This is a genomic window from Fluviicola sp., assembly GCF_039596355.1.
Classification (GTDB): Bacteria; Bacteroidota; Bacteroidia; order Flavobacteriales_D; family Crocinitomicaceae; genus Fluviicola.
On record NZ_JBCNJW010000002.1, the window covers coordinates 582,597 to 607,875 of the forward strand.

Below are 25,279 nucleotides of genomic sequence, written 5' to 3' on the forward strand. Positions count from 1 at the left end.
GTCAAACACAACTTATGAAAAAAGCCTTTTTTCTGCTTCTGCTTTTTGCAGGATGCATGGCCGGAATCCAGGCACAAACAATCACGTACCGCTATGAAACGACCATCGGGAAACTGTCAAACGACCAGCTCCGCGTAAACCTAAAAATCAGTGGTTTTTCGGAAGACACACTTACGTATTGCTTCCCGAAGATTGTTCCGGGAATTTACGGAGCTATGAATTTCGGACAGTACATTTCAGGATTTGAAGTCTTTGACAAAAAAGGGAAAAAGCTCCAAATTGAACAAACGGATGTGAACTCCTGGAAAATCTATGGTACCCGAAAAATTGCCCGTCTCTCCTACCTGGTCGACGATTCCTGGGAAGCTTTTGACGAACACCTGGAAAACGGTTTTTACCGTTCAGCAGCCAGTTCGTTCAGCGACAGTGCACTCGTTATTACGCCCAATTGCCTCTTCGGGTATTTCCGCGGACACATCGATCATCCATTTGAAGTGAGTATTCGAAAAGAAAAGAAGCTATATCCGGCAACCAGCCTGAAGAAAACAACCGGGGCAAAACAAGACCGTTTCTTTGCAGCCAACTACCACCGTTTGGTCGATAACCCCATTTTATATGCAATTCCGGACACCACCATCCTCCAGCTTCCTGGAATTTCAGTTGAAGTAGCCTGTTATTCAACTTCGGGAAAATCGATTTCCAAAGACATTGCAGCTTACATTCGTCCGCTCCTGCTGGCCCAGGCAAAATACCTGAACAACAAACTTCCGGTTGACCGATACACCTTTATCATTTACCACCATCTATCTAAAAACAGCGGCAGTTACATCGGCGACGGACTGGAACATTCCAATTCGACGCTCATCTTGCTGTATATGCCCCTGGATATCGAAACCATTAAGCAAAATGTGTACGGAATTGCCAGCCACGAGTTTTTTCATACGCTCATGCCTCTCGGATTACATTCAAAAGAGATCGAACAGTATGATTACAACAATCCGAAATTCTCCAAACACTTGTGGCTTTACGAAGGCATGACGGAGTATTTCACCATGCACATGCCTGTGAAAACCGGATTGCAAAGTGAGCAGGAGTTTTTCCGCACCATCGAAGAGAAAGCCAGCATGATGCAACAGTTCGATCCCAACCTGCCCATGACGGAATTGAGCCTCCACCCGATAGAAATGCAGGATGAATATTACAACGTTTACCTCAAAGGTGCTTTGCTCAATATGTGCCTGGATTTGAAACTCCGCGAATTATCCGGCGGAACGTATGGCGTAAAAGATTTGGTATTGCAATTGACGGAACGCTACGGCCCCGGAAAACCTTTTGAAGACAATCAGTTGTTTGCAGACATGGTTCAATTAAGCGGTTTTCCGGAACTTCGGGCATTTATTGCCAGCTATATCGAAGGAGCCGAACCTTTGCCGCTGGAAGAAATCTTGCTAAAAGCCGGTTTGAAGTTCGAGGACGGGAAGATTTCAGAATTGAAAAACAGTACTCCGGAACAGCTTAAATTGCGGGAAAGCTGGCTGCGGTAACCAACCTGCTGGTTGGAACATCCACCATTCCGAATAGCAGTGCAACGGATAATATAAATTGGCTACTTTTACAGGAAACTTAAACACTTAAAGTATGCCGCAACGATTTCTGTTTGTCTTGTTTTGCCTGTGCGCTTCAGCCGTTTCTGCACAGCGGTTCGACTGGTTATCATCCGGAAAAAACGTAGAATTGAACGTAACCCATGCGACTATCACGAGTTCCCGAAAAATGCTGGTAGTCGCTGAAGGAAGTTCTCCCTATTACATCAACGGTCCGCAAAAAATCTTTACCAACCAGAAAAAGGACAGCAGTATCGTGGAAATTGCGTCGAAAAAAACCTACCCGGTCGGGATAAGTTTCCTGATCAGCTATGCAGCCGATGGAAAAATTGATCAGTTCATTGAATTTCAAAACAAATGGTTCCGGATTTACGGATTGGAGCGAAACAGCAAGAATGAGTTCCTGATGCTGTGCTACGTCGAAGGAGAATACGACCTGGAGCAAACCAACCTTGAAAGAGAATATCGCACAGGATCCGACAACGACGAAGATGAGCAGGAGGAAGAAGAAATCTCTTATGGGAATTTAGATCTGTTTCAGCCGCTCTCACCCAAGGATCAATTTGTTCGTGCCGGTTTGTATGTCTTGGTTCTGGATGAGTCCATTCATCTGAAACGCAGCATTTTAATTGCTCCTGAAGAACATTTGGGAATCGAGCCGGAAGGTTTCCTGGTCAATGCACAGGATAAACTGGTCATTTTCGGTCATTTTGACGATCAGCTGGACATGGAAGCTTTTAAAGCCGTTCCCAAAAAAGCCGGAGGTGACTTTGTATTTGTATATGACCAGCAAGGCAAATGGCTGTGGGGAGACCTTGCTGCTTACGAAGGAACCGGCTGTTGCTCCTCATACAGCGACGCACAACACGTCAGTATTTCTCCGAATGGTTCGGTGTATATGGTAGGATCTGCCTCTAAAACCGTTCTCTTTTCAAACGGAAAAACACTGGAAAGTCCCGCAAAAGGAGATAAAAACGGCCTCCGCTACGGCACCTACCTGGTAGCATATCATCCTGACGGAAAAATCCGCTGGGTGAAGCAGACGGATGCACAAAACATCATCCAGCAAACCGTTGCAACCGACAAACAGATCATCATTGCCTATCAAAACGGGAAATCAATTCCTCAACCATTTGAAGTGACGGCTGATACCTCTGCAAACAGGCATTCAGTGCTGGCTGCCTTTTCGAATTCCGGTAAATTCCTGTGGTCTGTTACGGAAGGAGCCTCTTGTTACCAGCGCTTAACTGTTAGCGGGCAAACCTTGTACGCCTTCGGTACAAGCGATCATTCGGTGTCATCCAAACAAATCGGTAATTACACCTTGAAAAAACTGGAGCGCAGCTATGTTTCATATTATTCGACCGATGGAAAGTTCAGAGGTGTCGTTCCCTTAAAACCAGATGCCGATTATAAACCACAACCGACTTATTTTTTCCCGGTTTCTGCACATGAAATGTATCTTGCCTACAGTACTTTTTTAAGTTTATCCGTACCACTGCGGGTATTTGACGAACTGTACGGTGATCTCAAAGGCAATGCACACATCGGGGTGATCGGAAAGATTCATTACTAACAGATTTTAGTTCCTGTATTTATGCGACTCGCTCTTTTTTCAGATATCCACGGCAAAATCCTGCTTCCGTTCAAACTGGCAGACCACTACCAGAACGTAAGCGGAAAAAGAATCGATTTCATTTTGCAATGTGGAGATTTGGGCGCTTACCCCAACCTGGAACAACTGGATAAAGCCACGATCAAGCATGCACAGTATGACCGGGACGAACTGGGTTTTCACGACGATTTCTGCACGGTAAACCCGGCGATTCAATCTTTTTTAGAAGCACTCAACATCCCGATGATCTGCGTTCGGGGAAACCATGAGGATCATGCATTCCTGGATGAGCTGGAACAAAAATACCCGCAGGAAGGCCGCTTTCCGATTGATGTGTACGGAAAGGTGTGGATGTGCAAAACCGGCTGGATTCAAACACTCTCCGAAGGAGATGAAACGCTGACTTTTACGGGAATCGGGCGGATCGGTGACCGGAAACAACGTTCCGAAGCACGTTTTATCCAGGAATACGAACGGAAGGAATTACGAAAATTAACGAAAAGCAAAGCGCATTTTGACATCCTGATTTCGCACGATAAAGAAGACAACACTCCAGGGTATGGTATGCCCGAAATCCGGGAACTGTTCGACCAGGTGTTGTTTGAGTATCATTTCTACGGTCACACCGGGGAACCGTTCAAAGAGGAAATAGCCAGCAACGGGATCACCCGATCCGTTAAGATCCGGGAATTGGAATTCGAGCCGAACGGCATTCTTCCGGCGGGATGCATGCTCATCCTGGAAAAGAACGAAAACGGGCTACAACTGGAAGTCGTGGAACAGAAATGGACGAACTCCTTTACCAAACATCATTGGAAATTCTGATAAAACGGTTAAATTAGCAGGAAACACTTCAAAATGACCTCTTTGAATTTTCGTGCAGCAAGCAAAATGGCAATTCCGGTACTCGGATTCCTGTTCGTCCTGTTCATCACTGCCTGTAAAAAGAACACTTCCAACCAGGAACCGGTGTATGAGACCAACCAGGCTTACAATCTGCAGGATATTTCCTATGGAACCGACAACCAGCAAAAGATGGATATCTATCTGCCTGCAAACCGGAGCGCTGGAACCACGAAAGTATTTGTACTCATTCACGGTGGCGGCTGGGGAGCCGGAGATAAAGCCGATTTCAACTACATGATGAACTCCCTGAAAAGCTATTATCCGAACCACGCCATTATCAATATCAACTACCGGCTGGCAACAGAAGCGAGTCCGGCATACCCCAAACAAATCAACGATATCCAGGCGGCTTTGGATGAAATCAGTCTTCCGAAATACAACGTTTCGCCGCAGTTTTTCCTGTTCGGAAACTCAGCCGGCGGACATCTTTCACTGCTCTACGCTTACGGGTTTGACGGCAACCATCACGTGAAGGGCATTTGCAACACGGTTGGGCCAACAGATTTAACCGATCCGAATTACCTGTACAATCCGCTGTATGCTTCGATTTACCCGGTTTTGGTCGGACAATCGGCTCCGATGTCGCTGATCCAGGCAGTGAGTCCTGTGTATCATATCACTGCTGCTGCGCCTCCCACTATTTCGTTCTATGGCGACCAGGATCCATTGATTCCGACAACACAGATGGGACGTTTGCACGATTCATTGAATGCATCTGGTGTGTACAACCAGGCCACGATGTACCAGGGTGCGGGACACGGCAACTGGAATACGGCACAATCTCAGGACTGTGTCACGAAAATGGTGTTATTTATCAATGCGTATTTCCCGCAGTAAGCGTACCATTTTGTTGTGAAGAAAACGTCTAGCTTCCGTCTTTGAATTGAATACCACCTCCTAAACGGGGATCATACGTATCGGTGTTTCCGTTGTAGGTTATTTTCACCTGAAGCGTCGGATCATTAAAATTCTTCACTCCTCCTTTTACGTCGATATTCTGTCCGTAGGCCGGAGTTGCCGTGCATTCATACGAACAGTTTTCTTTCGCCTTGTCGTTTCCATCAAAGCATTTATCAAATTCTTTTTCCGCATCGTGCAGGTGGTAGCTATTGGCAGCAGGTGATCCGGGAACAATATTCCCATCTTTCGCTCCCCCCTTACCTCCCCAACGTTTATTAACGACGTGAAGCTGGGTTGCATTTCTAGCTGTATTCGCCTGGTTGACCAGCCAGCCTGCCCAATCAGCTTCACCGGTGATCGTTCCATCCTGCTTGGCTTCTCCTTTGTTATAAGTAACCGTATTCTTCGTACATTCATCAAACGTATTTTCGCCATTGTTCCCGGTTACTTTTACTGTTCGTATCGTACCGCTATTGTAACTGTATTGCTGAATGACCGGTTGGTTACTGAGTCCTGAAACAGTCTTTAACTGAGTCGGTTGTTCTGAAACGGAGGCAGTACTCATTGCTTTTGCTCCCATCACATCGGCTTCGCTTTCCAGCCCGGAATCATCATTGACAGCAACTCCCTGCAATTGAGTCGTTGGTTGTACACGTCCCTGAGCTTGCTGCACCACATGCCAGGCCTCGTGCGGCAGGTGTTTTTCCTGTCCCGGAGCAACGTGAATAGCTGTTCCCTGTGCGTAGGCATGTGCCTGCATTTGTGCCGGTTTCGACGAATTGTAATGAACTTTGACCGCATCCAGGCTCATTCCCGAAAGAGATTCGACCCCGCTTTTCAATTGATCCGGTAAACCTGTTTGATTTGTTTTTGCCTGAAGCTGTTTCACCGTTTCTCCCACCGGACTGCAGTCGGCCATGTTTTGACAGGCTTTCATTCCGCTGGTACGTTCCTTGTTGAAAGCAGCCTGCTGCATCACGGCCTGCTGAGATGCTTCCGGACGATTATCCAGATGCACAGCACTTGCAAGACCGCCGTCTTTTTTCAGCAAATCGGCCTGAACGGGTGGTTTATGCTCTTTTGAAGCTCCAGTGCTCATAGTTGAAAGTTTAAGGTTCTATCAAACTTATCACTAAAAATTGAAGAAAACAACTCAGGAGCTGCAACTGATACAACTCCAGGAACGTAGAACACGGATTCGCTTCTCAGTTGAAATTAACCGGCTTATCGTTGGGTTTCGGATCCCAGCTCCCCTCAAATTTGAAGGTCAGTTTACCGAAGTAATCAGAGGAATAGAATGCTACGCGATCCAATGTCGCATCGATTTCGCTTTTGTCGAGGTTATCCGCCTCACGCAGGGAAAGCACGTAAGCCCAATCGGCTTTAATGCTGATCCAGGAACCGTACAAACCATGGTTGATCTCCAGGCAGTTTTTGAAAAACGCTTCCTGGTTGCGATCCGGAATCCGTGTGAGCGGACTCATGACCTGAAAGTAGTATTTATCGGGATGCTGCGGAAAATTGAATACATCAATCCATACCGTTGATCCTTTATAGGTGATGTTCCATTGCCCGGGCTTATCTCCGCGGCACAATCCCGGTTCAACTCCCAGTTCCGCCAAACTTCCTTCAATCAAATATGATACGTCATCCAAATTCATAAGCGAAAAATACAAAAAAAGTGATGGAAGACAAAGCCTGGCACGATCGTGCATTTTTTTACCGGTTTCCCTGCTTAAATATCAATAAATATGCTTACTTTTTTGTAATGGATTGATTGTATCACGAACCTTGTTTGTATGTCTGAAGAAAACAAATCGTACCAGGAAATCTGGCTCAAAGATCCGCGCGACAGTAATTATCCCGCGGCAATGGATTATCTCGACCTGTTGTTTTCGGGTGAAAAACCGAAGAAAATCGTGCAGCGTTTGAAGAAATCTGAAACAGTACTCAAGAAAGCGAAGGATATTTTAAGGGCCAGCGAACTGCCATTGCTTCCTCCGGATAATGTGCATGTCAAGGATAATATCGAGAAGGTCAGGGCCGGAACCAAATTATCTCCGGTGCTTTTGGTGCGGTCGCACAGACTAATCATTGCAGACGGCTATCACCGCGTTTGTTCGATTTATTACCTCTCGGAGGATTTGGATATCCCTTGCCGGATCACACACATTTAGCATCAACAGATGGAATACGAAATTGCACTCCGCTTTTTACTGGCCGCTCTCTGGGGAGGAATTGTCGGCATCGAACGAGAATACCGAAGCAAATCTGCCGGTTTCCGTACCATCATCCTGATTTCGATCGGTTCTTGTTTCTTCACGCTCGTTTCGTCCATGCTGGGAGGTCCGAACCCGGACCGCATCGCGGCAAATATTGTCACGGGAATTGGTTTCCTGGGCGCCGGTGTCATTCTGCATGGTGGAAATAAAATCAACGGGATCACAACTGCAGCCACGATCTGGACGGTTTCTGCGGTCGGAATGGGAATCGGAGCCGGGTATTATTTTGCCGCGGCATGTGCTTCTTTCTTCATCGTCGTGATTCTCGTTGTTCTGCCTTTTGTTGAGAGTAAAATCGACCAGTTGCATAAATCTGTAACGTACATCGTGAGTTTCAACCGAGCGAATTATTCCGTCGAAGAACTCGAAGCCACGCTTGCCAAATACAAACTCAAGTACAAGATCGCGAAACTGGAAAAAGACGGAGATGAACACACAGGAGCCTGGCTGGTTCAGGGCGGTTCGGAAAAACACTGGTTGTTTGTGAAGGAGCTGAATGATGAAAGCCGCGTGGATCGGTTCAATTATTAATTACGAATGCCTAATGCCTAATGCCTAATGCCTAATGCCTAATGCCTAATGCAAAAATATTCGTAATTCGTAATTCGTAATTCGTAATTAATTAAACGAGTTCCGGAATTCAAGCGGCGACATGCTGGTCTTGTTTTTAAACAGTTTACTGAACGACTGTGAGTGTTCGAATCCCAGTTCGTATGCAATTTCTCCGACGCTCAGCCGGGTGGTCGACAGTTTTTCTTTGGCTTTTTGAATCAGTTTTTCGTGGATATGCTGCTGAGTATTCATTCCTGTCAGTGATTTGAGCAGGGACCCCAGATAACTGACTGAGACATGCAATTGGTCTGCAATATCATGAACAGCAGGCAATCCTTTTTCAGACACTGTATCTGTATCGAAGTAAGCATCCAGCAGGCTTTCCATTTGTTCGAGCACCTGGTGGCTGGATTTTTTACGGGTAATGAATTGACGCTGGTAAAAACGTTCCGAATAGTTGAGCAGGGTTTCAATCTGCGACACCATGATGCTCTGACTGAAGGAATCGATATTTCCCTGGTATTCCTGCCGGATATTTTCCACGATGCTCCGAAGCACAGCTTCTTCTTTTTCGAACAGGAACAGGGCTTCATTCACCTTGTAGTCGAAGTATTCGTATCTCCCGATGTTTTTTGCCAGTGACGTATTCCACAGAAAATCCGGGTGGATAAGCAGCATCCAGCCTGAGCGCTTGCCAGGATCGTGAGTAGCTGCGTCCAGTTTCAACAATTGCCCGGGCGACATGAAAAACATGACCCGTTCGTTGTGGTTACCATCAAAATCATACTCCTGCTGACCGTAACTCATTCTTCCGGCCATACCGCGTTTCACGGAAACCAGGTAGAAATCGAATACCAATCCGGAAGTACCTTCTCCGGGCGACCTCTTGGTTTGGGCGTAATCCACCAAACTGATCAACGGATGTTCCGGTGCCGGCAAACCGCGCAGTTTGTGAAATTCACCGATCGTCTTGATTCGTAGCGGACTTGCTTTTGCCATGACTTGTATTGATTGGAGTTCTTGAAATGTACGCTTTTACCGGATAAATCCTGCACAACCGGTGGAAAAATCCCGAAACAGCTGTGCAAGATCAAGGTCTTTTTAGATGAATCAGAAATAGTGCTGTTCCATATCCGCCAGCAACCCCGGATTCGTTGGTGTCCAGCCCAATTTTTCCCGTGTCCGGTCGCTCACCGCAGGACTATCGGAAGCGATGAATCCGCTCATCCATTCAAAGTGCTTCAAAAGCGCATCATCTGTGAGGGATTGCAGGGGCAGGTTGAGTTTTTCAGCAATCAATCCTGCAATGGCTTTCATTTCGATTCCTTTTTCTCCTACCGCATTGTAGCGTGCTCCTACCGCTCCTTCCTCCAATGCCAGGCGGAATACTTTCGCTGCATCCAGCCGGTGCACTGCCGGCCAGAGGTTGGTTCCTTCTCCCGGATACGCAGATACTCCGTTTTTGCGCGCCATGGCAATGATGAACGGAACAAAACCTTTATCACCATTTCCGTGAACTGACGGAGGAAGGCGAACCACGGAGGCATGGATTCCCTCCCCGGCCAATTTCATTGCCACCGTTTCCGAACTCCGCATAGAGCCGGCCGGTGACGCATCGTCTTCCGTAACTACCCCTCCGGTTTTCGGAAGGAACAAAATTCCCGCCGTCACCACGATTGGTTTCGCAGTTCCTTTCAAAGCTTCCCCCAAGGTTCGGATAGCTGTCTTTTCGACCTCGTTTGCTTTGGCATATTGTGTGAAATCGTGGATAAACGCTGTATGAATGACACCGTCTGCAGCAGATGCTCCCTGTTTCAGGATGTCCAGATCTTCCAAACCACCCAGCAACGCTTCTGCTCCTGCATCCCGAATGGCTTTGGCTGATTCTTCGGAACGCGCCAGACCGATTACCTGGTGACCTGCTCCGATCAATTCTTTTACAACTGCGGAGCCGATGAATCCGGAAGCTCCTGTTACAAATACTTTCATGTTCCTTTTTTTGATATCACAAAGTTCGGCTCTTCCTGACGGGCAGATGTAGCCAAATCCGTTTTTGTTGTAGTCAAAAGCGCGACGGAACATCTGATCCCTGCCACACGTTCACCGGACACCGGGAATTCAAATCCATCCATTTGATGCCTGAATTGCCGAAGCATTTTCCATTTTTACGGATGGGTATACCGTCCGGATAATTTCCGTTTCAGGTAATAATAACGGAACAGTAAGCGGTCATACCACAATGCAAACAACAGCAACAGGGCCGCCAGTAATAAGGTTTTCAACCCGAAGTAGATATGTACAAAACCACCGATGATTCCTCCGGAAAAGAAACACGTGATAATCATCACCTTCAGAAAGATGGCTCTTTTCAATTTTGCACGTTCGTTCGGCTCCCTGTAAAACAACAGTTGTGACAGCTCGATCCCCAAATCGGTGAACAAGCCCGTAAGATGGGTGGTTCGCACCACTGATTGTGATACGCGGGTCACCAGCGCATTCTGTAAGCCCATCGCAAATAACAACAGACATGCCAACAAGACTGAAAACTGCGAAACGAACGAATCTGCCAGTCCGACGGTTGTCAATAACAAAATTTCCACCAGGATGGGCAATACATAGGTAGACAACTTGTGGCGTTTTGCCACTAACTCAATCAGCAGGCTGGAAAAAAATGCCCCGAACAGGAAAAACACAATGTAGAACAGGTAGGTCAACGTTTCCGCGTAGCTTTTTAAAAACAACCGTTCTGCAAAAAAAGCGAAATGCCCGGTGATGTTCGTTGTCAGTGTACCCAACGAGAGAACTCCGGTGATATTGACCAAACCTGCCACTCCCGACAACATCGATGCCAGTTTCAGATTGTGCAGAAAGGTGCGTTTTTTACCGGTATGTCGAAACAATTGCTGTTGTATTTGTAACCAATTGTAAAAATACACAATGTCCTGGAATCTGTTGATCGTCACAGAATATGATGATCAAAAATGGCCTGTAAATGTCGTTTCAATGGAATACCAATACTTTACTTCCAGAAGTTATTTTAAACGCCAAGGTGTGAAGGCCTAGGAGAATTCCCAAACTGCCATTTACAAGCGCACCGACTTATTCTCTCCAATGAATTTCCCAGCCAATTTTCTGTGCCGTTTCTGAAACAAGCGCTCTGATTTCTGCATCATGAATCGATTCCGAATGTTGAGGGAGGCAAAATTCAATTAGGTTTACCTGTTAGAAGGTATGATCGCTATTAAAACTATAATTCCCGTTCCTGTCACAATGAATTCCCTGTATTCTGATCCCAAAGTCGCCGATTGTCCAGATAAATGATGCGTGGGAAGATTTTTCGATATCAGGTCTGTCTGAAAACAACTCCTGGAATTCTTCTATCCGGAGAAACTTCGTGTAATCTTCATTGCCGTATACTTCTACATAATCATACATATTGGAAAGGTATAAAATTAGCGTGATTCTTGCTCTTCATTCTAATCCTTCAGTAAAAAGAGCACCGGCACGATATACATCCAAAGAAGTCCCCAAATAATTCCGCCAATCACGACCTGCTGGTTTTTGTACTCCGATTTCAAATATGGTCTTTGGCCTAACAGCAACAGGAAGATGCAGATGACCAGCACAGTCGGAATAAGAATCCATACCGCTGTCTTTGGCTGAATGGGAAGGGAATAGATTTGAAAATGATCCAGGTAGATTCCGCTCACTGCAAAAAACAATCCGAATAATAAGGTGAAATGCAGAAACTGGTAAATGATGGATGATTTACCGGTCCAACTTCTGCTATGAAGAAATGCAATAAACTGGGCTAAACACCTGAGTGGATTCATTGGTAGTTGTTATTTCGGTGTAAAGAAAGAAAAGTTCCGGGGATTTTGGTGTCCAAATGGAGATTTGCCCCAAAGGAATGAATAAAAATGAAAGACCAAGGACCTTTTTCTAATGTATATTTTCCCAAAAGAGAATTGTGTTCTTCCAATCTTCGCGTAAGATCGTTGTATATCCTTTGTAGTAAGTACCATCAGGATTTGAAATGATGTAAACGTAGTAGGCTCCCATGTATGAATATGTCCAAAAAACAAAAGCCCTGAGAATTTTGATACTTCTCAGGGCTTTCTAATCCCACAGTTCAGACGATGCCGACTTTAACGTCGGACATGTCTGAATCCCGACTCCCGACGATAAATGTCGAGACGTCGGGACCATATATCATTTATACTTTTCTATAAACGCAATTAATCGAACCCGATTCAGGTTCTTCAATTTCTTCTCCAGGATCATAGCCTCTGATCTGGACGATTTTTCAATCAACAACACATTTGTCCACGGAACATACGGACTTGTTGATTTTACCAAACCTTGATTATGAAGAATAATGCGAGAAGGAAAATCTTGAGTTTGACCAATGTAATACTTGTCAAATTTTTCAGAATAATTGATGTAGACAACGTAGTTTTCCATGAATAGCGATTTCCATAAAAAACAAAAGCCCTGAGAATTTTGATACTTCTCAGGGCTTTCTAATCCCACAGCCATATGGGCTTCTCTTTTTGCTTTTAACAGTAGCGGTCTGGACGGGATTAGAATTATCTGCGTTCTCGCCCTCTACAAGCCACTATTTATGCGCATTTCCATTTTTATCATTTCATCACCAACAAAAGTGGTAAACGAATTGGTAAACATATTTTTTAAATCGGAATGGATTGATTTCAACGAACTATTTCTGATATAAAGTTAGCTATTTTTGATGAAATTTTAAAGGGAAAAAGCCTTTTTTTTAGATAACAAGTTAAAAACCAACAACCTTATATCGGTTACGATCTAATAAAATCTTATATTAGCTATAAATAACTACTAAAATATTAAATCTAAATTTGCACACATGTTTTTAGCCTCTCCTCTACTTACTTCGTTTTATAATCCGGCAGCATCTTTATGCAGCTGCCGCACATTTGGAACCTACTTTTTTGAGAACGAAGTCAACAAGCTTTATTAATGAGTGCCAGTCTTTCCTATAGTCAAAGCTTTCCAGAAGAGGCTTGGGGGGCAACATTTCACCAAATTGCCTGCATTTCTGATACGGGAAATATTTTCATCTGCCATGCAAGTATCTCAGATTTAGAGAAAATTGCGGGAGAGCTTTCTGCGCGAGTGATGGACCAATCGTGGATTTTTGATCTTGATACTCGGGCACAAAGAGCATATAAAAATACGGCAAGCAAAACAGCTAAGTCTTTAGTGAAAGTATTTGAAACAGCAACCTCGGACGACGATGAAATTACTAGTGCGTTCGGAGAACTATTAGTCTCTATGGGATCTTCGAAGACTTTGGAGGTTATTTTCAAACATCGGTGTATTCCTTTAGCAGAAATTTGGAAGCCAAAACTTTTAGGAAACGAGGGGTTTGACTTTCATACTGTATGTTTAAAAAACATGATAAATTTTGGTGAAGCGAAATTTTCAAGCTCATCAAATCCTTACGGTGGAGTGTCAGGAGACAAAACCGGTGCAGGTGGACAAGCCGACGGATTTATACTGAATGAAAAGCATTTAATGGACAACATCCATTTAGGCCACTTAGCAGGTGAAGAAGCTGCTGTCAATTTAGATAATGATCTTTTTGGGATTGTTCTTGGTTTCTCAATCAACTCAAAGAATCCTTTACAAATACTTAAAAATGCGATGGATAATTGTGCAAATTACGAAAATCTAAAAAGAGCTAAAAACATTTATATCGTTGGGGTCAGCTATGAAATTAATACAGATTAAAAACACTAAAGACCCCGAGGGGGATCTCACTAAGCTGCTAGATAAGTTACATCGCGTTGGACCGAACAACCCTTCATTACTAGAAGATCTCAGTTATTTCAAAGAATTTCATCAACAGATTTTTCAAGAATTTGAAGAAAGAATAATATCTGCACTTGGACTCTTTTATAAGATAAAGACACCAAACAATCTATATTCATTTTTAATGCAGGGTTTTGGGAAGGAACATCTTGTAAAACATGGATCTTTGCTCACGCCTGTTCAGGCTAGCATTCGCCGTGCAATTGATGACAAACAGTATATATCTATTTCTGCCCCAACAAGTGCAGGAAAATCATATTCTATCCGTGATTTCCTAGCTGAAGGAAAGGGCGACGCCGTAGTAATCGTGCCTTCAAGGGCACTTATAGCTGAATATATTAATTCCTTAAATAGGAAGTTCGAGCATAATAAGAGAGTAATGATTTCGTCATTTGTCGATATAGTTTATACGGAACGTGAATTACGTCGTGTATTTGTTCTAACACCAGAACGTTCAAAGGACTTATACAAATTTAAAGAGAAACTAAATATTGAAACCTTTTTTTTCGACGAGGCCCAAATATCAGAAGAAAGCCAAAGGGGGCTGACTTTTGACGTTTCAGTCCGGAGGGTAAAAAAACATTTTCCTCTTGCAAAGATCATTTTTGCCCATCCTTTTATAGATAATCCTCAGGCACAATTCTTGAAACACCAGTTTTCAGATGATGCTACATATGGTCACGCGTATACACATGGTTCCGTCGGCAAATTATGTATTGTTAAAAAAGATGGAGGTTATTTTTACTTTTCACCCTATATCGAGGGCGGCCATAAAAAAACTAACTATTTAGAGTTTAATGGGGATTTTAAGAGCTTTGCAATGAATGGTAATCATACCATCCTCGTTTACGTTTCAAAAAATTCTATTTACAACGAACGATTTATAGAAGGCTTCGAAGAATTTATTGAAAACCTACCGTTGGTAACCAATGTAAAAGCACTTGAAATAATAAACAATATCCGGCAAATAGTCGGTGCTGATAAACCTGGGCATGTGTCGTCTATGGTGGAACTTCTAAAAAAAGGAGTTGTGATACATCATGGTTCCATCCCGCTCGAAGTAAGGTTTTTGATAGAAGATTTTATTCGTGGAAAATACTCGTCTCTTTGCTTTGCCACAAGTACGCTAGCGCAGGGTATTAATATGCCTTTTGATATTGTCTGGCTCGAAAACACACGATTTGAGGGGAATATTAACGAACGTGCGCTCGCATTCAAAAATTTGATTGGGAGAGCAGGGCGACTTACGGAATCAAAAGTGTTTGATTATGGTTATGTTTTTACAAATGGGGCAAAGCTTTTCTGCGAGCGTATTCAGACACCATTTCTTCTTAATGAGAAATCCGTAATTGAAAACCCTCCCAATGGCGTACATGAAAATGATCAAAGGGAGTTGATCGATGCAATTCAGAACAACACTTTCGACGATGACAAGAACATACCACTGTCCAAAGTGCAGAGACTATCGCAGCCCGAAGTGCTGGATTACTCAAAACAATTCCTGGACATATTTTACAGAATTCCAAATGATCTTCGTGCGAGCATTGGAGGGCATTTGAACAGGACTAATCGAGATAACTCTAAAGCGCTTCTTCTAAAAATATACGAAGCATCTTTAGGACGAGTGCTTTTCAAGGGGGAAACAAATGTTTTTAATATGGCTATAGACATCTTTTTCCATGCAGCACAGGGCCGCTCTTTCAGTGAGATTGTCGGACTGAGATATAGCTCGATTACTAATCGGGATAATGATTCCAAACTATATGCGAACTTTTCGCAACCAGCAAAAAAGCTGCCTGACAGCAGTTTAGAAAAAGCATACAGCTTGTTTCCTAACGGTTCTCTAAATCGCGATGTGAATTATGACTCTATAGTCTATGATACATATGATTACATGGACCAGGTAATATCGTTCTCTTTATCTGACACACTGATTGCAGCCTTCGAAATTTATCATGAGTACACTTCAGACAACAGGGCAATTGAATTTGTTGAGCTACTAAGATACAATACTAACAATAAAAAGCACATCCTACTTTTGAGATATGGATTTACGCCAGAGATAATTAAAGAAATAGCTAAACACGTTGAAACGATTGATGAAAATAAAATAACTTTCTTGCCAACCATTCGCGACACATCAGATTTTATTCGAAGTATTGTCAATTGGTATTTACCAGAATAAAACTACTTAGATTTTATACATCTTAAGTCGTTGCTTTTCTCATTAACCCAAAAACAAAATTATCAATGGAAGAATTAAAGACTAGCAAAAAAAGCGAACCCCCCAAAGTCGTTGATACTCTTTAAGGGGGTTCTATTCCCGCAGCCATACGGGCGTATGAATTTCTTCTACTTGGTTTGGATAAAGGTAATTAAATATATAATATGGATTAAAAAAGGGAAACAATAAATTTGGGCACGGTTATTCCGTATCCCTATATTATTATTCTTACCTTAGCTTTATGGGGCAAATGGATATTTTTGGAGAAATGAATGAGGCGGTAAAACGAATTATTTTACCTGGTCGAAATGAAATCCCTAACGGTCTAGTCCACTTACATCCGAACTTTTTTAATTCCGAAGAAAGTAAAATATTCTTCGACAGCTTGCGTAATAATATTTTGTGGAAACAGGAATCGATGCAAATGTATGGCAAAAAAATGCCGTTCCCACGTCTTACGGCATGGTATGGGGATAATGATAAAAGCTACACTTTTTCAGGTATTACCCTGCACCCAAATGGTTGGAATACCGAACTGAAAGCCATCAAAGAAAAAATTGAACCCGTGGCAGGACTAGCTTTCAACAGCGTACTTCTAAATCTTTATAGAAATGGTAACGATTCTATATCCTGGCATTCGGATAGCGAAAAGGAGCTTGGATTTAATCCGACCATCGCATCTGTAAATTTTGGTGAAACTAGGACCTTTCAGATTAGGCACATAAAAACGAACGAAAAAATAGATATAGTTCTGAAAAGTGGAACTCTACTAATAATGGAAGGTGAAATGCAACACTATTGGCAACATCAGGTACCGAAAACAAACAAGATTGTGAAAGAAAGAATTAATCTTACCTTTCGAGTATTAAAATAAAAATTAATGGCTTACTACTTTAAATTACCGCTCATCACTGAAATGACCTCTGTACAACAATCAACACTTGACGAACCGAATCCCGTAGCAATCAACGGCGGGCCCGGGACAGGAAAAAGTATTGTCGCGTTATGGCGTCATATAAGAACAAGTTCACTCGGCTCTAAAACCAGTTTGTTATTGACTTATACTAAGACATTGGAATATTGTCTTTCTTCCTGGGCGAGTAAAGAAAATACAACCGCAGGAATTAATGTACATAGAACAAAGTCCTGGACAGAAGGATACATGACATCATTTGATGAAATAATCATTGACGAGGCTCAGGATCTTACGAGTGACCATTACTCAACACTAAAGGAATATTCTGATTCAATATCCTATGGTGCAGATGATCAACAAATTTTGTACCCTAGCCAGGCAACCACCGAGGCACAACTGCGAGAATTATTCCCAGACAATGAACCATTCGAGCTGGACCAAAACTTTAGGAATTCATACGAAATACTGCGATTTGTAAGCGCGACGCTACCAAATTATCTTATCTCCCAGAAAATCTTAAGCGAACTTCAAGCTAACAAAACAACCGGAACGTTACCCCAATGTATAGTTACAGGTGGACATGATAAAAAAGAAAAATCGGCAATTCTGAATGTGATCAATCTCTTCAAATCGGACCGTCACAATATCGGAATTCTATATCCGTTGACAAAGGATGTCGATAAAATGCACACGTTTCTTGAACAACAGGGCGTAGTATGTTCGTCGTATCATTACAAACGCAATACGTTCGAAACAATTGAAAATGTACATGTAACGACATTTAAGTCTTCTAAGGGAATCGAATTCGACACAGTTATCATTCCAAATTTTTCAAATTACAAACATAATATAGCTACTTTAGATATATGTGAGGAAAACGATTATTACGTAGCTTTGACTAGGGCTAAGCGTAATCTGTATTTACTTTGCGCTGAAGTTCCAACAGGCATCAATGCCAGTACATTCCAGACAACAATATTATGACCGACATTCCCAAGTACTTTGTCCCAGTAGATTCAGCCAGCGTTGCCCATTATTTGGGGTCAGCATTAATAACGCCATCAGCATTTTTCCCATCAAAACCTAAAGATATTCAAAATGTCTTTCCAGAAAACATCCTAATTAGTTCTGAGAAATGGGTAGGAAGCTGCAATTGCTCGATAGAGGTCATCCTGACACCTGAAGAAATCTTATTAGCGTCGAAGTACAAAAGTTTTATATTATTAGATAAACCCATCCCGTTATCAAGGGTTGTAAAGATTCATTTTATCAATGATTCCCAAATGAAGGTTTCCATATGGAATATAAACCAAGGTGCCGCATTTGTACCGCAACATCTTTTTGTTGTGGAAGTGACGAAACCTAATTATATACCTGCGCCAAATCCAAGTGATTTTGTGCGTAAGGAAAAAACACTTCCAGAACTTGAAGAAAGGATAAAAAGATATGATATCGTTTTAGGAGGTTTGGCATTCATGAGAATAGGAACACTTTCCTCTGACGGTTATCCTAAAAACTACTTTTCAACGTTGAGTTCTTTCAATGCTTCCATTGAACAAGAACTAATCGAAGCTAGTAAAACGAATGGACTGGCTTTTTCAAAAAAATACGGAGGTCTTTTTTCACGTGGTGAGAGCGAATGGACAAAATGGCTTAAATACATTTACAACGACATCCCTTCGAAGGAAATCGAGTCAATCGCTTTTAGCCAAGGCGTGAAAATCAGTTCAAAATATGGACTACTTCAACTTGATGAGTTGGATCACGACAGTATCATCTTTGACCTAGCGCTTCTTGCTACGTATGGTAATAACAAACCAAAGAGCTTGGATGATCTTTTATCATACCTCCATAGGTCAAAATTACCGGAGGGAAAAATTGAACAGATTGCCCTACTGGTCGGTCTACGTCACGGTTATACAAGATTGCGAAATGAATATCAACTCGGAGAGAAACATTTTGCGGTAAAGTTTGAACTTAATTCTAAACTCGATTATTATACGATCGAGAGTATATATCAAACTGTTTTTAATATAAACCGGAAGAATTCAACATTCCCTTACCTTTCGCCAGTAGTCAGCAGATTTGATAATGCCCAAAAAGATCGAAACGCGGATTTTGAAATACTAGGAACGCCCGTATACATCCGTGGAAAAGAGGATGAAAAGACAAGGGATAAAACCATTAGTGCAAAACCGTTAATCAATACTCTAATAAGAAAGATCGTTAATGAGCAGCAACGTATTAACCATCCATTTATGACCCTAGACGTTACGAGAGCAGCTTCCTACTTTGGACAAATTTTGGAAAAAGATATTTTGAGCTACATTACCGAAATCCAACGCGAGGCGCAGGATTATGGACGGAGTGAGGCAGAAAGGAAGTATCTGAAACAAATCGCCAATCAACAGCAAAAAATCGAGGAACTTGAAACTTCACTCAAAAACCGTTTAGCTGAGTCGAAAGCTGAGAAAAATATAAAAATTGAACAAAATATTCAAAATCAGATCCCATCGCTGTTTGATGACCAAGACGGAAATAAAGATTTGCAGGGCAAACAGATCGCTGATTTAAAAAAAATCGCACAAAAAGAGGGCATTCCAGGGCTTTCAAAACTTAAAAAAGGAGAGGAAGCAAAGGCGATCGAAAAAATTGTTATGCATAGAAAAAAGATAAGAAATGCTTGATGACCTGATTTCCGCATCTTCTGATGTTAATACGTTGGAGGAATTTATATCTGACCATTTTGATGAACTTCGCGACTACTTCGCCTGGAGCACTGACCAAGATCTTGAATTAAATATAAATAAGTTCCAGACCTACATCACGAAAAAGCGAAAGACCTTATTGGAACTGCCGCTGACGGAAGAGAATCTATCTTTTTTAGCAGTTTTGCTAGATACGTGTGAGAGACTAGGACTGATCCACGGATTCAGATTTCTTTACCTTCATTTACAGACAAATGGCTATAATGTAGGTAGCAGGCTGACAGCCGCTTCGTACTACATGATTAATGTAAGAAGCGGTGATTTATTAATAGATGCTTTCGATCAAATGTATGAGCTTTTGCAGGAATCCTATCTTAATGAAGAGGATAATGCGGACAAAGTTCTTACAACGATAACTAATTACTATTCGAAGGCGATCCTTGACTTTGGTAATTTCAATATCCAGGTCGCACAGGAAATTGCGAAAAAAATCAGTCTCAGGATCAAAACTAATGAATATTCCGTTCTAGCCCATCCATTGATCTTTGAAATACTCAAAACCGATCTCTCCGACTTTCGAGTTGCTCATTTGCACATAAGATCCCTATTGGATCAATATCTAAGAAGAGGCCATTTCAAGGGTACTGTAAAAGAGGGATTTATTATAGAATCTGCTACGCAATATGCAAACGAATTAGAGCAAGTAGAGAAAGATTTTTTTGCTATCAGGCAATTGTCTGTTGATAAACACAATACGTTAGGAAACCAAGGGATTTTTGACTCCCTTCACCGAGGAGTAAGAATACCGGAACAAGAACCACAGCTTTTTGCCTATATGACAGGTTTCGGTCCGATGCACCGACAAAAGCTTGTAAGTGCATTTATTGAACTTCCGCTCCAATTGTACACAAAAAAAATTAACATAATTGACTGGGGGTGTGGTCAGGCAATGGGAACAATGTGTTTTCTGGACTACTGTAACGAAAATCACATTGATCTCGAGATTGAGACGGTTGTACTAATCGAACCGTCAACAATTGCCCTTCAAAGAGGCGCACTACACGTTAAAAAATATCTCGACTGCAATATCGTGACTGTCAATAAGGGACTGGATGACCTATCCGAAGATGATATTGAGGTGGGTGCGGGAGTGAACATCCACTTATTTTCAAATATCCTAGATATAGAATTCTTCTCACTAAACAGGTTGATATCGCTCATAAAATCTGGATATGGTGGGAAAAACTATTTCATGGTAGTCAGTCCATATATAGATGACGCCAAGAAATTTCGAATTAATAGATTCGTCAAGTCATTTTCCGAACTTAAGGGCTTTAAAGTGTACTCGGACATCACTCAGGCCAAGTATGAATGGCGGAATAGCTGGACAAGGATTTCCAGAGTTTTCTCTGTTGATCTGAACTTTAAAATCTAAATCCAATACTAGGGGGTGCCCTGAATTTTATTCCTTGGCAATCCAATTTCATGCTCCTGCGGATAGGGTGCGCGATGGGTCATGCTGACATCTTCTTTTACCCTAGATTGTACGTCGAACCTTTTTTCATCGTCGTAGGCATATCTTGGGTCCGCAATCATTGGCATCTTTGCCATCTTGTGGATGGTGATCGTCGGGAAATGAAAATCCACTTCGACCGTGCCGTACAGAAGGTAGCAGCCTCCACCAGCGAAGTTATAAACCTTCAGGCTATCGGGGAAATGTGCGGTGTCGAAAAATGTTCCCTCGTGATCGATCCAGGTACCAAAGTACATATCCCCGCGTTTGGTGGGAACGTGCTTCCTGGAAACGAGGTAGGCAAGCATCCTGACCTGCTTCTTGTGGAAAGCATTCAGTTCCCTGGCCATAACATTACCCCTGAAAGAGGTCTCCAGCAGATCAAATGGTGTACAGGAAACCGTGAACCCAATAAGCTCGATCTCATCAAAGGCGTCCTCGAATAGCGAACGGCGGAGCTGTGGCAGAAGGTATTCCTTGGCGGGCTGCTCGAAAAGGGTTGCCATCCGATGCTCCGGCCTAAAGTTGACCAACATCATCCTCGCCCCGACCAGAAGTTCGTTCTTTTCCTTTCCTGTGAAACGGAAAGCCCCGATGAAGATCAGCGTCTGGATGGTCTCTATGCCGATCGGCACACGCCTGATAAAATCTTCCAGCGAAGCGTAATTGCCCGCCCTTTCCCTTTCGACCACGATCAGATCGGCGATTTCGGAGGGAAGACCCTGAAGGAGCGAAAAGCCCAAATAGATCTCATTGCCGAAAAGGACGGTAGCGACCTGGCTACGATTCACACAGGGGTTGTTGATCCGTCCCCCCGACATACGGGCCTCATGGACATAAATCTCCGTCCGGTAGAAACCGCCCCCGTTATTGATCGCGGCGACCATGAATTCCACCGGATAGTATACCTTAAGGAAAAGGCTCTGGTAGCTTTCCTCTGCATAGGAAGCGGAATGTGCCTTGCAAAATGAGTAGCCTGCAAAGCTTTCTATCTGCCTGTAGATTTCCGCACTCAGTTTTTCCGGACGGCCCAATCTAAGACAGGAAGCAAAGAAATTGTCCCTCACCTTCTGCAATGCCGATAGCGAACGCCCCTTTCCACTCATCGCCCTTCGCAGAATATCACCATCGGCAGGTTCCAGCCCTCCATAATGTATCGCTATCTTGATCACGTCTTCCTGGTATACCATTATGCCATAGGTTTCTCCAAGCTGCTGTTCCAGCACTTCGTGGAGATATTCGAACTTTCCCGGATTGTTGTGCCGCCAGACATATTCCCGCATCATACCTGATTGCGCCACTCCTGGCCGGATGATCGACGAAGCGGCGACAAGCGTCCTGTAATTGTCGCACTCCAATCTTCGTAAGAGTCCCCGCATCGCAGGGCTTTCAATATAAAAACACCCTATTGTCCTCCCTTGGGCAAGGTAATTGTTGCACTGGGAATCCCGCTTCAGGGGAACAGTATTCCGGATATCGACATCAACTCCCCTGTTCCTACGGACAAGCTCAACTGCCTCCCTGATGGTACCCAGTCCACGCTGGCTCAATATGTCGAACTTCTCGAAACCGATGTCCTCTGCCGTGTGCATATCGAACTGTACGATTGGAAATCCCTTTGGCGGAAGCTCCAATGCCGTGAAGTTTGTGATCGGTTCCTCCGAGATTAGTATGCCACAGGCATGCATAGACCTCTGGTTCGGGTAGCGTTCGAGCATCATCCCGTAATGCTGTACCTCACGGACAACCTCGTTATCGTCATGTGCGGACATTGGATTTTTGGCCAATTGGTCGAGTTCCTCCTTGGCCAGACCAAAGGCTTTGCCCACCTCCCGGAAGATCGAACGGTATTTGAACTCGACGTTTGTCCCGCAAAAGGCAACGTGATCGGCGCCATACTTGTCAAAGATGTAGCGCAGGATCGTATCACGGTCGCGCCAGCTCCAATCTATGTCAAAATCCGGCGGGCTTTTCCGGTTCACGTTGAGGAAGCGCTCGAAATAAAGATCAAGCTCGATGGGACACACATCGGTGATCCCGATACAGTAGCTCACGATACTGTTCGCTCCGCTTCCGCGCCCCACGTGCATCAGCCCCAGACTATCGGAATATCTTACGATGTCCCAGGTTATCAGGAAATATCCGGAAAATCCCAGCTCATCGATTACCTTCAGCTCCTTTTTAATCCGTCTTTCAGCTTCGGCATTGCTACCATATCTGCGTTGCATGCCCTCAAAAGCAAGTCTGCTCAACAATTCGAGATCAGTCTTCCTATCGCCTGTAAAATAGCGTTTGTTCCTCGGCGTTCCGAAGTCAAACGAAAAATCACAATCGCCAACAAACTTTCGGGTATTTTCGATAATCTGGGGATAGTCCGCAAACTGCCACAGAAGCCTATCGGCATTTGGCATCTGGTCGCCAACCCTACAGCAGTCAACGGGTGACAGCTTGGACAGCAGGGTATTGTTGTCGATCGCCCTGAGCACCTGGTGGAGCTTGTAATCCTCTTCCCCGGATATGGTCACATGATGCAGTATCACCATCCTTGGCAGAAACCGCTTCCATTTTTCCTGGTACAGCAGGTTCAGCTGGTCAGACCGGATGCCGATAAATTCACGATCCCCCAGCTCCCCCTCAAATCCCGCTAATGGATAGATTACCAAAACCTCCGAAAAACGAGGTGCACGATCTGGCAAGGGGATCCCCCGGAGGTTAATCTCGGTCAGGAACGCGTTCATTTCGGCAAGTCCCTTCTGGTTACGGGCAATCCCGATGAAGTGTTGCCTTGCACCCGTCCGGAAATCTAACCCCACGAGAGGCTTTACCGAGCTTTCCAGACAGGCACGTACGAAATCATATATTCCGGTTACAGTATTTATATCCGTTAGTGCAATCGAGGTATGCCCCAAAGAAACTGCCTGTTGGACAAGCTCCCGCAGGGGTATGGTTCCAAACCGCAGACTATGGTATGAGTGTGAATTCAAAATCATATTCCCTATTTTAAGTTTTCGGATTCTTTAGGGACATCCCACCACAGCGCCTTACGGCATCGGTTCCGAACCTGTGCTTTATACTGTCCATCGCCTGATACAGGTTCATAAGCCCACGGGTGTCCTCAAAACAATCGATCTGATAGTTCCCGTGCACCAGCCCGCTGAAGCTTATACCTACCAGTCTCAACCTCATCCTGCGTTGATAAAGCCCATCGAAAAGTTCAGAAACTATTTTTCCGATCACGTGGTCTGCCGAGGTATAGGCGATCCTTTTCTGCCTGGTCTCCGTATCGAAATTTGTATAGCGCAGTTTCACCGTGATACACGATGTCAGCAGCTGTTCCGATCTCATCTGGTAACAGAGCTTTTCGACCATCCCGGTGAGCAGTCCCCGGAGCTTTGCCATTTCCATCGTGTCCTGGAAGAAGGTCTGCTCCGTAGAGATAGATTTCCTCTCCTGATAGGGCAGCACCGGGGCATTGTCAATCCCGTTGGCCTTTTTCCAGATATCCGCACCGTTCTTCCCCAGCAGTGCCTGAAGGGTCTCCATCGGCATTTCCGACAGTGTTCGTATCTGTCTTACCCCAATCCGCGAGAGCAGTTTATAGGTGCTTTCACCGACCATCGGTATCTTGCGCACAGATAAAGGATCAAGGAAGGGCCTGACCATCAGTTCAGGAACTTCCAAACGTCCAAGGGGCTTTCCCTCGCCTGTGGCAATCTTTGAGACCGTCTTGTTGACCGAAAGGGCGAAGCTCAAGGGAAGTCCCGTCTCCCTGGCGATGTAGGATGCCACTTCGCTTGTCCATTTGTAGGAACCGAAGAACCTGTCCATTCCGGTCAGGTCGAGATAAAATTCGTCGATACTGGCCTTTTCCAATATCGGCGACCTTTCGGTCAGTATCTCCGTGACCTCACGCGATTTCTTAGAATACAGTTCCATATCCCCCTTTACGACCGTCGCCTGCGGACAAAGGCGGAGTGCCATCTTCATGGGCATGGCCGAACGCACGCCAAACTTCCTCGCCTCGTAAGAACAGGAGGCCACGACACCACGGTTACCGCCCCCCACGATAAGGGGCAGATTGTTAAATTTTGAATTATTCAGCCTCTCGCATGATACAAAGAATGTATCGAGATCCAAGTGCGCCACCGCTCTTCCCATCGCTCGCCATGTTTAATTATGTTGTAGTTTTCAACAAAGGTATGTTGG

Annotated in this window: 21 protein-coding genes; 12 read left to right on the forward strand and 9 right to left on the reverse strand. The window is 43.9% G+C overall.

Annotated features, from left to right (window positions below; all coding sequences use genetic code 11):
- Nucleotides 1–14 precede the first annotated feature (14 nt).
- From ABDV94_RS07715 to ABDV94_RS07730, 4 genes are all read left to right on the forward strand, one after another.
- Nucleotides 15–1,544: a hypothetical protein gene (locus ABDV94_RS07715; protein ID WP_343606192.1), complete on the forward strand. Its 1,530-nt coding sequence runs from the start codon at nt 15–17 to the stop codon at nt 1,542–1,544.
- Between the two features lie 94 nt (nt 1,545–1,638).
- Nucleotides 1,639–3,180, forward strand: a complete 1,542-nt coding sequence (locus ABDV94_RS07720) for a hypothetical protein (protein WP_343606194.1) — start codon at nt 1,639–1,641, stop codon at nt 3,178–3,180.
- A gap of 21 nt (nt 3,181–3,201) precedes the next feature.
- Entirely contained in the window at nt 3,202–4,044 is an 843-nt protein-coding gene (locus ABDV94_RS07725; RefSeq protein ID WP_343606196.1) for a metallophosphoesterase, read from the forward strand.
- A 42-nt stretch (nt 4,045–4,086) separates the two neighbouring features.
- Nucleotides 4,087–4,962 carry an alpha/beta hydrolase gene (locus ABDV94_RS07730; RefSeq protein WP_343606198.1) on the forward strand — a complete coding sequence of 292 codons (876 nt, stop codon included), beginning with the start codon at nt 4,087–4,089 and terminating at the stop codon, nt 4,960–4,962.
- 28 nt (nt 4,963–4,990) lie between these two features.
- Here the strand turns inward: ABDV94_RS07730 and ABDV94_RS07735 are convergent, their stop codons facing one another.
- Both ABDV94_RS07735 and ABDV94_RS07740 read right to left on the reverse strand, forming a co-directional pair.
- Nucleotides 4,991–6,124, reverse strand: coding sequence for a DUF4157 domain-containing protein (locus ABDV94_RS07735; RefSeq protein WP_343606200.1), 1,134 nt, complete (start codon nt 6,122–6,124; stop codon nt 4,991–4,993).
- A gap of 106 nt (nt 6,125–6,230) precedes the next feature.
- Entirely contained in the window at nt 6,231–6,686 is a 456-nt protein-coding gene (locus ABDV94_RS07740; protein ID WP_343606202.1) for a YbjN domain-containing protein, read from the reverse strand.
- Nucleotides 6,687–6,824: 138 nt separating this feature from the next.
- On the opposite strand from ABDV94_RS07740, the gene ABDV94_RS07745 reads away from it, so the two are divergent.
- Both ABDV94_RS07745 and ABDV94_RS07750 read left to right on the forward strand, forming a co-directional pair.
- Complete coding sequence (locus ABDV94_RS07745; RefSeq protein WP_343606204.1) at nt 6,825–7,202, forward strand: hypothetical protein; 378 nt, start codon at nt 6,825–6,827, stop codon at nt 7,200–7,202.
- Between the two features lie 9 nt (nt 7,203–7,211).
- Complete coding sequence (locus tag ABDV94_RS07750) at nt 7,212–7,838, forward strand: MgtC/SapB family protein (RefSeq protein ID WP_343606206.1); 627 nt, start codon at nt 7,212–7,214, stop codon at nt 7,836–7,838.
- 87 nt (nt 7,839–7,925) lie between these two features.
- Here the strand turns inward: ABDV94_RS07750 and ABDV94_RS07755 are convergent, their stop codons facing one another.
- The 5 genes from ABDV94_RS07755 to ABDV94_RS07775 form a co-directional block, all read right to left on the reverse strand.
- A complete protein-coding gene (locus tag ABDV94_RS07755; RefSeq protein WP_343606208.1) occupies nt 7,926–8,858 on the reverse strand; it encodes a helix-turn-helix transcriptional regulator in 933 nt (310 codons plus the stop codon).
- 111 nt (nt 8,859–8,969) lie between these two features.
- Entirely contained in the window at nt 8,970–9,848 is an 879-nt protein-coding gene (locus ABDV94_RS07760; RefSeq protein ID WP_343606210.1) for an SDR family oxidoreductase, read from the reverse strand.
- A gap of 176 nt (nt 9,849–10,024) precedes the next feature.
- The gene (locus tag ABDV94_RS07765) at nt 10,025–10,759 is read right to left on the reverse strand and encodes a YoaK family protein (protein WP_343606212.1); all 735 of its coding nucleotides are present in this window, start codon (nt 10,757–10,759) and stop codon (nt 10,025–10,027) included.
- Between the two features lie 576 nt (nt 10,760–11,335).
- Nucleotides 11,336–11,692, reverse strand: a complete 357-nt coding sequence (locus ABDV94_RS07770) for a hypothetical protein (RefSeq protein ID WP_343606214.1) — start codon at nt 11,690–11,692, stop codon at nt 11,336–11,338.
- A 379-nt stretch (nt 11,693–12,071) separates the two neighbouring features.
- Nucleotides 12,072–12,398, reverse strand: a complete 327-nt coding sequence (locus ABDV94_RS07775; RefSeq protein WP_343606216.1) for a GIY-YIG nuclease family protein — start codon at nt 12,396–12,398, stop codon at nt 12,072–12,074.
- 459 nt (nt 12,399–12,857) lie between these two features.
- Here ABDV94_RS07775 and ABDV94_RS07780 point away from each other — a divergent pair, with 459 nt between their 5' ends.
- The 6 genes from ABDV94_RS07780 (at nt 12,858) to ABDV94_RS07805 (ending at nt 20,995) form a co-directional block, all read left to right on the forward strand.
- On the forward strand, nt 12,858–13,631 hold the full coding sequence (locus ABDV94_RS07780) for a hypothetical protein (RefSeq protein ID WP_343606218.1): 774 nt from the start codon (nt 12,858–12,860) through the stop codon (nt 13,629–13,631).
- Entirely contained in the window at nt 13,612–15,897 is a 2,286-nt protein-coding gene (locus ABDV94_RS07785; RefSeq protein ID WP_343606220.1) for a DEAD/DEAH box helicase, read from the forward strand. The genes ABDV94_RS07780 and ABDV94_RS07785 overlap by 20 nt, the downstream gene beginning before the upstream one ends.
- A 280-nt stretch (nt 15,898–16,177) precedes the next feature.
- Nucleotides 16,178–16,810, forward strand: coding sequence for an alpha-ketoglutarate-dependent dioxygenase AlkB (locus ABDV94_RS07790; protein ID WP_343606222.1), 633 nt, complete (start codon nt 16,178–16,180; stop codon nt 16,808–16,810).
- Nucleotides 16,811–16,816: 6 nt separating this feature from the next.
- Nucleotides 16,817–17,836 carry a 3'-5' exonuclease gene (locus ABDV94_RS07795; RefSeq protein ID WP_343606224.1) on the forward strand — a complete coding sequence of 340 codons (1,020 nt, stop codon included), beginning with the start codon at nt 16,817–16,819 and terminating at the stop codon, nt 17,834–17,836.
- Nucleotides 17,833–19,539, forward strand: a complete 1,707-nt coding sequence (locus tag ABDV94_RS07800) for a hypothetical protein (RefSeq protein WP_343606226.1) — start codon at nt 17,833–17,835, stop codon at nt 19,537–19,539. The genes ABDV94_RS07795 and ABDV94_RS07800 overlap by 4 nt, the downstream gene beginning before the upstream one ends.
- Nucleotides 19,532–20,995, forward strand: a complete 1,464-nt coding sequence (locus tag ABDV94_RS07805) for a hypothetical protein (RefSeq protein ID WP_343606228.1) — start codon at nt 19,532–19,534, stop codon at nt 20,993–20,995. Before ABDV94_RS07800 ends, ABDV94_RS07805 begins: the two co-directional genes overlap by 8 nt.
- 8 nt (nt 20,996–21,003) lie before the next feature.
- Here the strand turns inward: ABDV94_RS07805 and dnaE are convergent, their stop codons facing one another.
- Nucleotides 21,004–24,063 carry a DNA polymerase III subunit alpha gene (gene dnaE, locus ABDV94_RS07810; RefSeq protein ID WP_343606230.1) on the reverse strand — a complete coding sequence of 1,020 codons (3,060 nt, stop codon included), beginning with the start codon at nt 24,061–24,063 and terminating at the stop codon, nt 21,004–21,006.
- 10 nt (nt 24,064–24,073) lie between these two features.
- Nucleotides 24,074–25,231, reverse strand: a complete 1,158-nt coding sequence (gene dinB / locus ABDV94_RS07815; RefSeq protein ID WP_343606231.1) for a DNA polymerase IV — start codon at nt 25,229–25,231, stop codon at nt 24,074–24,076.
- Nucleotides 25,232–25,279: the final 48 nt, after the last annotated feature.

What these genes read in the sequence shown, in the direction of transcription:
- ABDV94_RS07715 (WP_343606192.1), top strand. Translation starts at nt 15, where the DNA reads ATGAAAAAAGCCTTTTTTCTGCTTCTGCTTTTTGCAGGATGCATGGCC.
- ABDV94_RS07760 (WP_343606210.1), bottom strand. Translation starts at nt 9,848, where the DNA reads ATGAAAGTATTTGTAACAGGAGCTTCCGGATTCATCGGCTCCGCAGTT.
- ABDV94_RS07750 (WP_343606206.1), top strand. Translation starts at nt 7,212, where the DNA reads ATGGAATACGAAATTGCACTCCGCTTTTTACTGGCCGCTCTCTGGGGA.
- ABDV94_RS07735 (WP_343606200.1), bottom strand. Translation starts at nt 6,124, where the DNA reads ATGAGCACTGGAGCTTCAAAAGAGCATAAACCACCCGTTCAGGCCGAT.
- ABDV94_RS07740 (WP_343606202.1), bottom strand. Translation starts at nt 6,686, where the DNA reads ATGAATTTGGATGACGTATCATATTTGATTGAAGGAAGTTTGGCGGAA.
- ABDV94_RS07805 (WP_343606228.1), top strand. Translation starts at nt 19,532, where the DNA reads ATGCTTGATGACCTGATTTCCGCATCTTCTGATGTTAATACGTTGGAG.
- ABDV94_RS07800 (WP_343606226.1), top strand. Translation starts at nt 17,833, where the DNA reads ATGACCGACATTCCCAAGTACTTTGTCCCAGTAGATTCAGCCAGCGTT.
- ABDV94_RS07720 (WP_343606194.1), top strand. Translation starts at nt 1,639, where the DNA reads ATGCCGCAACGATTTCTGTTTGTCTTGTTTTGCCTGTGCGCTTCAGCC.
- ABDV94_RS07785 (WP_343606220.1), top strand. Translation starts at nt 13,612, where the DNA reads ATGAAATTAATACAGATTAAAAACACTAAAGACCCCGAGGGGGATCTC.
- ABDV94_RS07745 (WP_343606204.1), top strand. Translation starts at nt 6,825, where the DNA reads ATGTCTGAAGAAAACAAATCGTACCAGGAAATCTGGCTCAAAGATCCG.
- dnaE (WP_343606230.1), bottom strand. Translation starts at nt 24,063, where the DNA reads ATGATTTTGAATTCACACTCATACCATAGTCTGCGGTTTGGAACCATA.
- ABDV94_RS07775 (WP_343606216.1), bottom strand. Translation starts at nt 12,398, where the DNA reads ATGGCTGTGGGATTAGAAAGCCCTGAGAAGTATCAAAATTCTCAGGGC.
- ABDV94_RS07725 (WP_343606196.1), top strand. Translation starts at nt 3,202, where the DNA reads ATGCGACTCGCTCTTTTTTCAGATATCCACGGCAAAATCCTGCTTCCG.
- ABDV94_RS07795 (WP_343606224.1), top strand. Translation starts at nt 16,817, where the DNA reads ATGGCTTACTACTTTAAATTACCGCTCATCACTGAAATGACCTCTGTA.
- ABDV94_RS07770 (WP_343606214.1), bottom strand. Translation starts at nt 11,692, where the DNA reads ATGAATCCACTCAGGTGTTTAGCCCAGTTTATTGCATTTCTTCATAGC.
- ABDV94_RS07790 (WP_343606222.1), top strand. Translation starts at nt 16,178, where the DNA reads ATGGGGCAAATGGATATTTTTGGAGAAATGAATGAGGCGGTAAAACGA.
- ABDV94_RS07755 (WP_343606208.1), bottom strand. Translation starts at nt 8,858, where the DNA reads ATGGCAAAAGCAAGTCCGCTACGAATCAAGACGATCGGTGAATTTCAC.
- dinB (WP_343606231.1), bottom strand. Translation starts at nt 25,231, where the DNA reads ATGGGAAGAGCGGTGGCGCACTTGGATCTCGATACATTCTTTGTATCA.
- ABDV94_RS07780 (WP_343606218.1), top strand. Translation starts at nt 12,858, where the DNA reads ATGAGTGCCAGTCTTTCCTATAGTCAAAGCTTTCCAGAAGAGGCTTGG.